At 66.3% G+C, this 13,996-nt stretch carries 7 protein-coding genes; 6 read left to right on the forward strand and 1 reads right to left on the reverse strand.

Annotation, left to right across the window (positions count from 1 at the left end):
* The first annotated feature begins 18 nt into the window (after window positions 1-18).
* The 6 genes from ACVIHF_RS37265 to ACVIHF_RS37290 all read left to right on the forward strand — a co-directional run bounded on the left by ACVIHF_RS37265 (window position 19) and on the right by ACVIHF_RS37290 (window position 13,007).
* Window positions 19-7,536 (forward strand): Ig-like domain-containing protein, encoded by a 7,518-nt coding sequence (locus ACVIHF_RS37265; RefSeq protein WP_456793459.1) that lies wholly within the window; start codon window positions 19-21, stop codon window positions 7,534-7,536.
* A gap of 158 nt (window positions 7,537-7,694) precedes the next feature.
* Window positions 7,695-8,900, forward strand: coding sequence for an ABC transporter substrate-binding protein (locus ACVIHF_RS37270; RefSeq protein ID WP_253606127.1), 1,206 nt, complete (start codon window positions 7,695-7,697; stop codon window positions 8,898-8,900).
* A gap of 131 nt (window positions 8,901-9,031) precedes the next feature.
* A complete protein-coding gene (locus ACVIHF_RS37275; protein WP_076832822.1) occupies window positions 9,032-9,826 on the forward strand; it encodes an enoyl-CoA hydratase in 795 nt (264 codons plus the stop codon).
* 3 nt (window positions 9,827-9,829) lie between these two features.
* Entirely contained in the window at window positions 9,830-10,585 is a 756-nt protein-coding gene (locus ACVIHF_RS37280; protein ID WP_456793460.1) for a hypothetical protein, read from the forward strand.
* A 300-nt stretch (window positions 10,586-10,885) separates the two neighbouring features.
* A complete protein-coding gene (locus ACVIHF_RS37285; protein WP_456793461.1) occupies window positions 10,886-12,616 on the forward strand; it encodes an acetate--CoA ligase family protein in 1,731 nt (576 codons plus the stop codon).
* Window positions 12,579-13,007, forward strand: coding sequence for an acetate--CoA ligase family protein (locus tag ACVIHF_RS37290; RefSeq protein WP_456793462.1), 429 nt, complete (start codon window positions 12,579-12,581; stop codon window positions 13,005-13,007). The genes ACVIHF_RS37285 and ACVIHF_RS37290 overlap by 38 nt, the downstream gene beginning before the upstream one ends.
* Window positions 13,008-13,175: 168 nt before the next feature.
* Here the strand turns inward: ACVIHF_RS37290 and ACVIHF_RS37295 are convergent, their stop codons facing one another.
* Window positions 13,176-13,976, reverse strand: a complete 801-nt coding sequence (locus ACVIHF_RS37295; RefSeq protein ID WP_456793463.1) for an enoyl-CoA hydratase/isomerase family protein — start codon at window positions 13,974-13,976, stop codon at window positions 13,176-13,178.
* Window positions 13,977-13,996 lie beyond the last annotated feature (20 nt).

Below are 13,996 nucleotides of genomic sequence, written 5' to 3' on the forward strand. Positions count from 1 at the left end.
CATATTGCCGAGGTCCTTGTGTCGAATCCCGTTGTTCTGACGCTGACGACCAGCGATCCGCTCCACGATTATCTCCAGCTCTACAACGCGATCTCGGCGATCAGCGTCGGCGGTGGTCTGGCTGCGGCCAACACCGATTACGTCATCAACTTCTCGCTCTCGTCCGGCGCGCGCACGCTGCAATTGCTGGACGATCTGCCGGCCATCAATCTGATGAACGGCTCAACGCTGACCTTCGACGGCAACTCCGACTACAACAATCAGCTCGGCGGACAGGACTATAGCGACGTCATCGACGCGCGCGGCTACCAAGGCTTCGTCGTCACATCAGGCACGGTGACGTTCAAGAACCTCACGATCGTCAACGCGGTTGCGAGCGGCGGCAATGGCGGGGTCGGCGGTGGCGGCGGCGGCGCGGGTCTTGGCGGCGGCTTGTTCGTCGGACAGAACGCCAACGTCACGCTGAACAACGTCAATTTCGGCAGCAACACGGCCAAGGGCGGCGATGGCGGCGTGGTCGATCCGGCCGGTGGCGGCGGCGGTGGCGGCGGCATCGGTGCCGACGGCGGCAGCGGCAATGGTGGCGGCGGTGGTGGCGGCGGCTTCGGCGGCCAGGACTATTACGGCTATCACGGCAATGGCGGCAGCGGTTACAGCGAGGCGGGCTCCGACAGCCAGCATCCCTCGACCGGGGCGCAGACCGCGGGCGGCACGCCGGCGACGATCGAAGGTGCGGCGGGCGGCGGACAGGGCGCCGACAATTACGGCGGCTCAGGCTACGGCGCACATGCCGGCGGTGGCGCGAGCGGCGGCGGTGGTGGCGGCGGTGTCGGTGGTGGCGGCGGCGGTATCGGCGGCGCCAACTCGGTGGGCGGCGGCCCCTCGGGCATCCTGATCGGCTTCGGCGGCGCCGGCGGCATGGGCGGCGGTGGCGGCGGCGGCATTTATGGCGGCGGCAATGGTGGTTTCGCCGGCGGTGGCGGCGGCTCCGGCAACGGCAGCGGATACGCGCACACCGGCGGCAATGGCGGTTTCGGCGGCGGAGGCGGCGGTTCGAACGGCACGCCCGGCACCGGCGGCTTTGGCGCGGGCAGCGGCTCGCTCGCCGGCGGCGGAGGCGGGGGCCTTGGCGCCGGCGGCGACATCTTCGTTCAGCAAGGCGGAACGCTGACCGTCATCGGCGGCACCTTGATGGATGCCACCGAGACCGGCGGCACCGGCGCCAACGGTGCCGGCAACGGCTCCGCCTATGGCGACATCTTCATCCAGGGCACGATGGTGGTCACGCCGACGCACGCCGTTTCCACGGTCTTCGAGGGATTGCAGACCGTCACCACGCTGACGATCGGCGACAGCATCGCCGATGAGCGGGGCATCAGCGGCAGCGGCACCACTGGCAAGCTGGTCGTCTCCGGCGGCGGTACGCTGACGTTGACGGGTGCGAGCACCTATGTCGGCGGTACGCAGATCGATGCCGGCAACACTCTCTCGATCACGGCCGACAACAACATCGGCGGTTCGGCCGGTGCGCTGATCCTCAACGGCGGCACGCTGACCACGACCGGCGGCTACACTTTCACGCACGATATTCAGCTCACCGCCAATGGCGGCACCTTCGACATATCGTCCGGCACGATCGCGGACACCGGCTCGATCAGCGGCTCCGGTACGTTCATGCTGTCCGGCGCCGGCACGTTGCAGCTCGGGATGGGTCAGCTCGCGGGGCTGACCGGGACGTTCGGTCTGAGCAGCGCGCATCTGTCGCTGACATCGAGCGGCACTTTCGACGACACGCTCTCGGTCACCGGCAATTCGATCCTGTCGATCGCGAACGGCAAGACCGTGTCCGACACGGCCCTCGTCACCGGCAGCGGCAATCTCGGCGTCGATGGCGGCGGTACGCTCGTGCTTGGCCATGCCGCCAATACCTACGGAAGCACGACGATCTATTCGGGCACGGTGTGGCTCACCGCGGCCGGCGCCGCCGGAACCGGCAACATCTCGTTCACGACCGGCATCGCCGGCACGCTGAAGATCGACAACGCCGCGCTGAGCGGCAATGCGTTCGCCAACACGATCGCGAACTTCAATCCCGGCCAGCTCATCGACCTGACCGGGCTGCAGTACAACACCCAGAATCCGTCGCTCAACACGGTCAGCCTGTCCGGCAACACGCTCTCGATCTCGAACGGCACCACGACCGATACGCTGACCCTTGCCGGCGTCGGCGCCGGGACCAGTTTTCAGCTCTCGCAGGATGCCAACGGCGGAACGATCGTGCAGGTCGTCTCGACCCGCGTCTTCAACGTCTCCAACGTCGCCGAGCTCAATGCGGCCATCCTGCAGATGGATTCCGGCGGGCAGAACGCCGCGCCGAATGCCAACTACACAATCAACATCACTGCGAACTTCAGCCTGACGTCGGAGCTGTACGCGCTCAATCTCTTGAGCGGATCGAGCGTCACGATCAATGGCAGCGACGGCCACGGCGGCACGCATACGATCGACGGCCTCAACGCCCAGCGCGGCTTCTTCGTCTATGCGGGCAACGTCAATCTCGAGAACCTGACCATCCAGAACACGGTGGCCGCAGGCGGCGGTGTCGTTCGCGGCGGCGGCGGTGGCGGCGCCGGGCTCGGCGGCGCGCTGTTCGTCTCGTCGAACGGCAGCGCCACCATCGACAACGTCACCTTCCACAACAGCGCCGCGATCGGCGGCAACGGCGGTGCCGGCGGCACTGGCAGTATCAGCTCCGGCTACGGCTTCGGCGGCGGCGGCGGGATGGGCGGACGCGGCGGAAGCAGCGGCGGCGGGGGGATCGGCCTCGGCGCTCAGGGCGCGGATGATGATCTCTTCAGAAACGGTTCACCGGGCATTGTCCCCAACACCGCTGGGGGCGGCAAAGGGAGCGACGGTTACCTGGTCTCGATCGGGGGCGGGACCGAGCTTTACTGGTATGGCGGAGCAGGCGGCGCCAACGGTGGAGGCGGTGGCGCGGCGGGGTGGATCGGCAGCGGCGTCCGCGCACCCTATGGTCCGGGTGGCGGTGTCGGCGGCGGCAACGGGGCCGATGGCGGCAATGGCGGCTTCGGTGGTGGCGGCGGCGATGGCGGCAACGGCGGCTTCGGCGGTGGCGGCGGCTACAATGGCGACGGCGGCTTCGGTGGCGGCGGTGGCATCGGCGGTGTCGGCGGCTTTGGCGGCGGCAATGGCGGCACCAACGGCAACGGCGCGCCCGGCGGCGGTGGCGGCCTTGGCGCGGGCGGCGACGTCTTCGTCCAGCAAGGCGGCTCGCTGACCATCAAGAGCGGCTCGCTGTCGAACGATTCCGGCTTCAGCGCCGTCAAGGGCGGCACCAATGGCATCGGCCAGGCCAGCGGCTCGGGTTTCGGCTCCGGCATCTTCATCCAGGGCAACAACAATCTCAGCTTCACGCCGGCCAGCGGCCAGACGCTGACGGTTGCCAACGACATCGCGGACCAGAGCGGCAATGGCGGCACCGGTGCCAATGCGGGCATTGGGGGCCTCGCCATCAGCGGCGGCGGCACCGTCATCCTCGGCGGCAACAACACCTACACCGGCAACACCACGGTCAGCGGCGCCGGCACAAGGGTGTCGATCTCCGCCAACGTGAATCTCGGCGCGGTCACCAATGTGCTGAAGCTGGGCGACGGCACCGGCATCAGCTTCACCGACGGCTTCACGCAGACCCGCAACATCACCGTCGCGGGCGATCCGGTCTTCAATGTCGCGGCCGGCGAAACCGTTACCCAGAGCGGCGTGATCTCCGACGGCGCGACGCCTGGTGATGTCGAGGTGACCGGCGGCGGGCGGCTTGTGCTGTCGGCGCACAACACCTATTCCGGCGGCACCGTCATCAAGGGCTCGATCCTCGAGCTGGCGGCGAGCGGTGCGGCGGGAACCGGCGCGATCGCCTTCACCGACGGCAGCACCGAAAAACTCGTGCTCGATGCTGCGGCATTCTCCGGCACCTCGTTTGGCACGTCGATCACCGGCTTTGCCGGCGGCGACACCATCGACTTCGGCAACATCGCCTATGACACCACGGCGACGCTGTCTTATGCGAACGGCGTGTTGCTGGTGAAGAGCGGCAGCGGCACGACGCTCGCCTCGCTGAACCTGAGCTTTGGCGCCGGCGCCTCGGCCGGCTCGCTGCTTCTTGGTTCCGACGGCTCGGCCTCTCCGCATCTCGAGATCCGGTCACAGGCGAGCATCGCCTCGGTCACGGCTGACACCACCGATCATCTCACGACGCTGAACGCCGGCAAGGTCGTGACCATCACCGTCAACTTCAGCAATACGGTGAGCGTGACCGGCGCGCCCGAATTGCTGCTCAATGACGGCAAGGCCGCGACCTATCTCAGCGGCAGCGGCTCGCAGGCGCTGGTGTTCAGCTACACGGTGCAGGACGGTGACAGCACGTCTGATCTGCAGGTGCAGAGCCTCTCGCTCAACGGCGGCACGATCAGGGATCCCGGCGGCCAGGACGCCGACGTGACCCATGCGGCGACCGATTTGCATCTCGTGATCGACGCGATCGCGCCGACCGTGTCGGTTGCGGCGAGTTCGACCGCGCTGCTGGCCGGGCAGACCTCGACCGTCACCTTCACCTTCTCCGAGGCGGTCACCGGCTTCGCGTTGACGGACACGACGGTGAGCGGCGGCGCGCTGAGCAACCTCGTGCATGTCGGCGTCAACGCCGCGCACCAGGACATCTACACGGCAACCTTCACACCCGACGTGACCAACGCCGAGGCGGGCTCGGTGCAGGTCAACGCGTCAAGCTATACCGACAGCGCCGGAAACGCCGGCGCGGCAAGCAGCGCGATCAGCTTCACCGGTGATACCAAGGCGCCGACGGTGGCGGTTGCAGCCGATCACACCACGCTGGTTGCCGGCGATAGCGCGGTTGTCACGTTCACCTTCTCCGAGGCCGTCAGCGGCTTTGGATTGGGTGATGTCGCCGTCCAGGGCGGTACGCTAGGCAATCTCACCCATGTCGGCGTCGATGGCTCCGGCCACGACGTCTACACCGCGACCTTCACGCCCGATGTGACCAACACCGAGGCAGGCTCGGTGCAGGTCAATGCGTCGAGCTATAGCGACGTTGCCGGCAATTCCGGCTCGTCGAGCAACACGATCAGCTTCAGCGGCGACACCAAGGCGCCGACCGTGTCGGTTTCAGCTGACCATGGCACGCTGCTCGCCGGCCAGACCGCGGTCGTGACCTTCGCCTTCTCCGAGGCCGTCGCGGGCTTCGCGCTCGGCGATGTCAGCGTCAGCGGCGGCGCGCTGGGCAGCCTTGTCCATGTCGGCGTCAACGGCGCCGGCCAGGACATCTACACCGCGACCTTCACGCCCGACGTCACCAACGCCGAGGCTGGCTCGGTGCAGGTCAATGCATCGAGCTATAGCGATACGGCCGGCAACGCCGGCGCCGCCAGCAACGCCATCAACTTCACCGGTGACACGCTGGCGCCGACGGTCTCCGTCACGCTCAATCCCGACACGGTGCTGGCCGGCGACCTCTCCGTCGCGACCTTCACCTTCTCGGAGACCGTGTCGGGCTTCGCCCTTGGCGACATCACCGTCCATGGCGGCGCGCTGAGCAATCTCGTGCATGTCGGGCTCGATGGCGCTGGGCAGGACGTCTACACCGCGACCTTCACGCCCGATGTCAGCGACACCGAGACCGGCTCGGTGAAGGTGAATGCGTCCGGTTACAGCGATGTGGCCGGCAATGCCGGCGCGGCAAGCAACACCGCGACGATCGGCGGCGATACGCTGGCGCCGACGGTGTCGATCGTAGCTGACCGTAACGCGCTGCTGGCGGGCCAGACCGCGCTGGTGACGTTCACGTTCTCCGAACAAATCGCGAGCTTCGCGCTCGGTGACGTCACGGTGCATGGCGGGGCGTTGGGCAATCTGGTCCATCTCGGCGTCAACGCATCGGGCGAGGACGTCTACACCGCAATTTTCACGCCGGACGAAAGCAACACTGAAGCCGGTTCGGTACAGGTCACCGCGTCTGGTTACACCGACGTCGCCGGTAATAGCGGCGCGGCCAGCAACGCCATCAATTTCACCGGCGATACCAGGGCCCCGACCGTGTCGGTTGCGGTGAGCCCGAGCACGGTGCTTTCCGGCCAGACTTCGGCCGTCACCTTCACCTTCTCCGAAGAGATCGCGGGCTTTGCGCTCGGCGACACGGCCGTCGCCGGCGGCACGGTGACCAATCTGGTCCATGTCGGGCTCAATGGTTCAGGCCAGGACGTCTACACCGCGATCTTCACGCCTGATATCAACGACGTCGTGGCGGGCTCGGTCCGGGTCACCGCCGCAAGCTATGCCGACGTATCAGGCAATACCGGCGCGGCGAGCAATACCGCGGCGATCGGTGGCGACACGCATCCGCCGACGGTATCGGTGGCGGCCGATCATACCCTGCTGCACGCCGGCGACACCGCGCTGATGACGTTCACCTTCTCCGAGGCGGTCGCCGGTTTCGGACTCGGCGACGTCACCGTCCATGGCGGCCTGCTGGGCAGCCTCGTCCATGTCGGCATCAATGGCGCAGGCCACGATATCTACACCGCGACCTTCACGGCCGATGTCACCGACCATCTGTCGGCTGACCTTTCGGTTGCCGGGGCGAGCTACACCGACATCGCCGGCAATGCCGGCGGAGCGAGCAATGCGGTCAGCTTCACCGGCGACACCAAGGCGCCATCGGCGCCGACGCTGGCACTGCACCGCGACACCGGCGTCTCCAGCGCCGACCACATCACCAGCAATCCGCTGATCGATTACACCAAGTTCGATGCGGCCGACACGCTGCGCTACAAGGCCGACGGCGCGTCGGGCTTCTCCACGGCGGCGCCGGTCTTTACGACTGATGGTATGCACTCCGTCACGGTGCAGGAGGTCGACGCCGCCGGCAATGTCAGCGCGTCGTCGAGCCTGACGTTCACCCTCGACACCACGGCGCCCCATTTCACCGGGATCACGGCGACGCCCTCCGGCGGCGTCGCGGCGCCGGGTTCGCTGGTGCAACTGACGGTCGGGTTCAACGAGGCGGTTCACGTCAATGGCGGCACGCCGAGCCTGACGCTGAACGATGGCGGCACCGCAATCTACGACGCTGCGGCAACGGCGTTGCTCGGCGATTCCTCGAAGCTGGTATTCGATCACATCGTGTCGTCGACGGATCGGGCCGGCTCGCTGGCGGTGACCGGCTTCGCCGCCAATGGCGCCGATGTCGTCGACCTAGCCGGCAATGCGGCCTCGCTTTCGGCGGTGTCCGCCGTGTTCGACGCCCTGCATATCAACGAGACCATCGTGCCGGCCTACACACTCGGCGCCATTACCCGGCCGGAATTGCATCTGGATCTCGGCGGTCGCATCATCATGGATGCAACGGCATCGGCATTCGCCGGACATTATGGCATGCAGTATCTGTTCCTCGGCCTGCCGGCGGGAACGCCCCATCAGACCGTTCCCGACTTTCATCTCTGATCGCAGCGCAGCCGGAAGCTCCGGCGCGGCGCTTCATTCCGCTTAGCGGAAAACAGATTGCTGCCGCTGCGGCTTGCTGCAGTACAGGCCATGCGGCATGATCCGGCCCTCGAAACGGACCTGATGGAACGAGGTCCGCGCTGCAAGGGAGAATTGGAATGAGACGAGTTTTGGCCGGCGTGTTGGCCTGTGCGTTTGCGATCTCGGCGAATGCGTCGCTGGCGCAGGACAAGCCTCCGCTGAAGCTCGGCGGCATCCTCGATATGTCGAGCCTCTATGCCGACATCACCGGCTCGGGCAGCGAAACCGCCGCCAAGATGGCGGTGGAGGATTTCGGCGGCGAGGTGCTTGGCCGCAAGGTCGAGATCGTGGTCGGCGACCATCTCAACAAGGCTGACCTCTCCGCCAACATCGCCCGCGACATGATCGACAACCAGGGCGTCGAGATGATCTTCGACGTCGCGGCATCCGCGACCGCGCTCGCCGCTGCCGAAATCGCCAAGGCGCGCAACAAGATCATCATGTTCAACGGTCCGGGCTCGATCCGCCTCTCCAACGAGGCCTGCGGCCCCTATACCGTGCACTACGTGTTCGACACCTTCGCGCAGGCCAATGTGACCGGCCTTGCCGCGGTGAAATCCGGTCTCGATACCTGGTTCTTCCTGACCGCGGACTACGCGTTCGGCCAGGACCTGGAAAAGGACACCAGCAATGTCGTGGTGAAGTCGGGCGGCAAGGTGCTCGGCAGCGTGCGACATCCGATCAACACCTCGGACTTCTCCTCCTTCCTGCTGCAGGCGCAGGCCTCGAAGGCCAAGGTGATCGGCCTTGCCAATGCCGGCGGCGACACCATCAACGCGATCAAGCAGGCGGCGGAATTCGGCCTCACCAAGAGCGGCCAGAAACTGTCGCCGCTATTGGCCTTCGTCACCGACATCGACAGCGTCGGGCTCGAGACCGCGCAGGGCCTGTTGCTGGCGGAAGCCTTCTACTGGGATCTCAACGACGACAGCCGCGCCTTCACGAAGCGCTTCATGGAACGCACCAAGCGGGTGCCGACTTCGGCACAGGCCGGCGTCTATTCCTCGGTGACGCACTATCTCAAGGCGGTGAAGGCCGCCGGCACCACCGATGCGGCCGCCGTCATGAAGGTGATGAAGGAGACACCGATCAACGACATGTTCACCAAGAACGGCAAGATCCGCGAGGACGGCCGTATGGTGCACGACATGTATTTGTTCGAGGTCAAGAAGCCGTCGGAATCGAAGGGCCGCTGGGACGACTACAAGCTGGTAGCGACCGTGCCGGGCGACCAGGCCTTCCAGCCGCTGTCGGAGTCGCGCTGCCCGCTGGTGAAGAAGTGACGAAGTGACGAAGTCACGCAGTCATCCCGGGGCGTGCGAAGCACGAACCCGGGATCTCGAGGTTCCGGGGCTGGTGCTTACGCACCATCCCGGAACGACGGATTCAAAATAACAACGAAAGGCAAAACGCCATGAGCGATAATCAGATGGTCCTCCAATCCCTCGACAAGGGCCTGCTCACCATCACCATGAACCGTCCCGATCGGCGCAATGCGCTCAATCCCGACATGACGCGCGGCCTCGTCGAGGCGGCGCGGCGGGCGCAGGACGATACCGAGGTGCGCGCCGTGCTGATCCGGGGCGCCGGCGGCACCTTCTGCGTCGGCGGCGACGTCAAGTCGATGGCGGAAGGCCGCGCCCCGCTGCCGTTCGAGGCCAAGATGGCCAACCTGCGCCGCGGCATGGAGGTCTCGCGCATCCTGCACCAGATGCCGAAGCCGGTGGTGGCGCAGCTCGACGGCGCCGCGGCCGGCGCCGGGCTCTCGATCGCGCTGTCCTGCGACCTCCGCGTTGCCGGCGCCTCCTGCAAGATCACCACCGCCTTTGCCAAGGTTGGCTTTTCCGGCGACTACGGCGGTACCTATTTCCTGACCAAGATGCTCGGCAGCGCCAAGGCGCGCGAACTCTACATGATGTCGCCGGTGCTGTCGGCGCAGGAAGCCTACAACCTCGGCATGGTCTCCAAGGTGGTGCCCGATGCCGATGTCGAGGCCGAAACTCTGGAACTGGCGCGCTCGCTGGCGCAGGGCCCGTCAGTGGCGCTCGGCTACATCAAGCGCAACATCAACAACGCCGAGACCATGACGCTGGAGGCCTGCTTCGACGGCGAGGCGATCCATCACACGCGTGCCGGCGAGACCACGGACCACAAGGAAGCGGCAAAAGCCTTCGTCGAGAAGCGCAAGCCCACCTTCCAGGGGCAGTAAACCATGGCCGAGTACATGCGGCTGCGGCAGATCTGCCTGGTGGCGCCGCAGCTTGCGCCCGTGATCGCGGACATCTCCGCGATCATGGGCCTCGACGTCTGCTATCGCGACGGCAACGTCGCGAAATACGGCCTCGAGAATGCGCTGCTGCCGGTCGATACCATCCTGCTCGAAGTCGTCGCGCCGTTCCAGCCGGGGCCGGGCACGGCGGCCGGCCGCTTCATCGAGAAGACCGGCGGCCGCGGCGGCTATATGGCGATCTTCGCTTGCGAGGATCCCGACGCGCGCGGCGCCAAGGCCAACGCGATGGGCGTGCGCACCGCCAACGTGATCACGCACGCGCCGTATCACGGCGTGCAACTGCACCCGCGCGACTGCCGAGCCGCCTTCATCGAGTTCAACCACACCGACGGCAGCGACGACGTGCTGGGACCGTACCCACCGGCCGGCCCCGACTGGCAGAAGTCGATCCGCAAGGACACGACTTTGGCGCTGACCACGGTCGAGATGCAGAGCCCCGAGCCTGAGGCGTTGGCGACGCATTGGGGCAGGATCATCGGCATTCCCGCCGATGGTGCCGTGGTGAAGTTGCCGAACGGCACCTTCCGCTTCGTCAAGGGCGACAGCGAGATCATGAGCGGCTTGACGTTCAAGGTCGCCGACAAGGCGAAGGTGCTGGAAGCCGCAAAAGCCAGAGGCTGTGCGGTGAAGGGCGACGAGTTCCTGCTCTGCGGCGTGATGTTCAAGCTGACGTCGTGACGTCGTAGCCCGGATGGAGCAGAGCGAAATCCGGGACTGTGCTCTCCGCGGGTAGACCGACCCCGGATTGCGCTCCGTTGCATCCGCGCTACGCATCTTTCTCCCGTCATCCTGAGGAGCGCGGAACGCGCGTCTCGAAGGGTGCACGGCCCGGCTGGTGGCCGTGCACCCTTCGAGGCTCTCTTCGCTCGCACCTCAGGGTGACGGTGAACGATTGGTGCTTGCGGGGAGAGCGGTTGAGCCGGCGGCGGTGATCCAATATCGTCAAGAGCAACAACAACAATCGGGAACACGCTCCCCATGCCGCATCCGCTCGATACCTTCTTCGCCCCAAAAAGCATCGCGCTGATCGGCGCCTCGCGCGATCATGAGAAGATTCCCGGGCGGCTGCTCGCGATGCTGCGCAAGAACGGCTATCCCGGCGCGCTCTATCCGATCAATCCGAACTATGACGAGATCGACGGGCTGAAATGCTTCAAGTCGATCGCCGAGATCGGCGCGCCGATCGATCTTGCCGTTATCGTCATTCCCGCCCGTGCGGTGCTGCCGGCGCTGGAGCAGTGTGCCGCCACCGGCGTGAAGAACGCCGTCATCATCTCGTCCGGCTTTGCCGAGGAAGGCGGCGACAGCGCTGACATGCAGGATGCGATCGTCGCGCTGGCGAAGCGGACCGGGATGCGGATCAGTGGGCCGAACGCGGAAGGGTTTTACAGCCAGGCGCAGAAGGTCGCCGCGACCTTCAGCCCGACCGTCGACGTCAAGCCGGATGCGCCCGATCTGATCGCCGGCAAGCGGCGGATCGGCATCGTCGCGCAGAGCGGCGGCATCGGCTTTGCGATCTATCATCGCGCCAAGGCGCTCGGCGTCGCGCTCAGCTATGTCGTCAGCGCCGGCAATGAGAGCGATCTCGGCGCCGGCGAGTTCCTCGACTACATGGTGCAGGATGCCTCGACCGACGTGATCCTGCTGTTCATCGAGGGTATCCGCGACGTCGACAAGTTCTTGGCGGCGGCGAAGCGCGCGGCAGAGCTCAAAAAGCCCGTCATCGTAACTAAAGTGGGCCGCTCCGGCGCTGGCGAGCGCGCGGCGGCCTCGCACACCGCGAGCATGGCCGGCTGGTCGGCGGCCTATGACGCGGTGTTCGCGAAATACGGCTTCATCGTCTCCAACGACCTCGACGAGGCCGTGACCATTGCCGCGGTTCTGACCACCAATCCGCTGCCGAAGGGCGATCGCGTCGCGGTGCTGACGGTGTCAGGTGGCGCCGGCATCTGGGGCGCCGATACCGTCTCGATGCAGGGCCTGCGCGTGCCGGAGCTTTCAGCCGCGATCCAGAGCCAGATCAAGCAATGGATGCCGTCCTACGGAGCGGCGGGCAATCCGGTCGACGTGACCGCGCAGGGTGTGTCATCCGGCGGACTGCAGAAGAGCATCGAGCTGTTCGACACGTCTGATGAAGTGGACGCGACGCTGGTCGTGCTGTCGCTGTCGAGCGAGACGCGGATGCCGTTCAAGGAAGCCGAGCTGAAGCCGGTGATCGCGGCGCAGAACAGGCCGCTGGTGTTCTATTCCTACACGCTGCCGTCGCAATTCGCGCGGCAGGAACTGGCGAAGTCGGGCGTGGTGGTGCTGTCGGGGCTAACCCATGTCGGCGTCGCGATGCGGCGGCTGGCGGACTATGCCGCCTTCAAGCCCGCGCCGGAGATCTCGGCATCAGCGTCGCCGGCGCACGATCTCTCCATGCATCTCACGTCGAAGACGTTGTCGGAATATGACAGCAAATCGCTGCTGCGCGCGGCCGGCATTGCGCTGCCGGATGAGGTGCTGGTGACCGACCGCGACGGGCTCGACGCTGCGATCGAGCGCGCCGGATTTCCACTGGTCATGAAGATCCAGTCGCCCGCGATCGCGCACAAGAGCGAGGTCGGCGGCGTCCGCGTCAACATCGCCGCCAAGGGCGCGGCATTCACGGCCTATCGCGACCTATCGCGACATGCTGGAGACGGTGCAGAAGCAGCGGCCGGGCGCTGAAATCCAGGGCGTGCTGGTCGGGCCGATGGCCAGGAAGGGCGTCGAGATCATCGTCGGCACCATGACGGACGCGACCTTCGGGCCGATGGTGATGGTGGGGCTCGGCGGCATCACTACCGAACTGTTCAAGGACGTGGTCTATCGCCCCGCGCCGGTGAGCCCGGCTGAAGCGAGCACGATGCTTGAGACGCTGAAGGCCGCGCCGCTGCTGCACGGTTTCCGCGGCGCGCCGAAGGCCGATGTCGCGGCACTGGCGCGGTTGATCTCGCAGATTTCGGTGCTGGCGGCGCAGCACGCGAACGAAATCGCCGAGATTGAGGTCAATCCGGTGCTGGTGCACCCGGAGGGGCAGGGCGTCACGATCGTCGATGCGCTGGTGGTGCCGAAATAATTCGGTGTCGTCCCGGCGAAAGCCGGGACCCATAACCACCGAACGTAGTTAAAGAAGCCAGGTGACGCCGCTTGTGCCCTTTCCACGGGCAGCGGCGTACGGGTCCCGGCTCCCGTGCGCAATTGCGCACTAGGCCGGGACGACCCGTGGAGAGAGCGGCGCTCGCGGCTACCGCCCCTTGAAGTTGGCGACGCGGCGTTCGGCCGTCGCCTTGACGCCTTCCTTGAAGTCTTCGGTCGCGCGCAGTTTGGTCTGCTCGGCGAGCTCATGGTTGGTCGCGGCGAGCACGCGGTCGGCGAGGCCGGCGCGCATGGTGGCGCGGGTCGAGACCAGGCCGAGCGGCGAGCACTCGGCGATCTCCTGCGCGAGCTTCATGGCTTCGGCGCGCACCTGGTCCTGCGGCACCAGCACATTGGCGAGGCCCCAGCGATAGGCCTCTTCGCCGGTGACGCGGCGGCTGGTGTAGAACATCAGCTCGGCATTGTTCTTGCCGATCAGCTCCGGCAGCGTCGTGGTGAGGCCGAAGCCCGGATGGAAGCCGAGCTTGGTGAAGTTTGCCGCGAAGCGCGCCTCGGGACAGGCGACGCGGAAGTCGGCGGAGACGGCAAGGCCGAGGCCGCCGCCGATCGCGGCGCCATGGATCGCCGCGACGATCGGCTTCTTGTTCCGGAAGATGCGCACCGCCTGAACGTAGAGATGGTTGATCGGCAGGTTCGAGGCCGGATCGCTCTTGGCGCGTTCCTCCTGCTCCTGGCGGGCGGGATCACCGAAATTGGCGCCGGCGCAGAACGCCTTGCCCTGGGCTGCGAGCACCGAGGCGCGGATCTCGATATTGTTGTCGAACTCCTCCAGCGCGTCGGCGATCTGGTTGATCAGCGCGACGTCGAAGAAGTTCAGCGGGGGTTTTCGGATTTCGATCAGGCCGACATGGCCGTGGGTTTCGACGCCGATATCAGTGTACTTGGTCATGATCTGTCCTCGTTGAATTA

The sequence above is a fragment of the Bradyrhizobium sp. USDA 4506 genome (assembly GCF_054058795.1).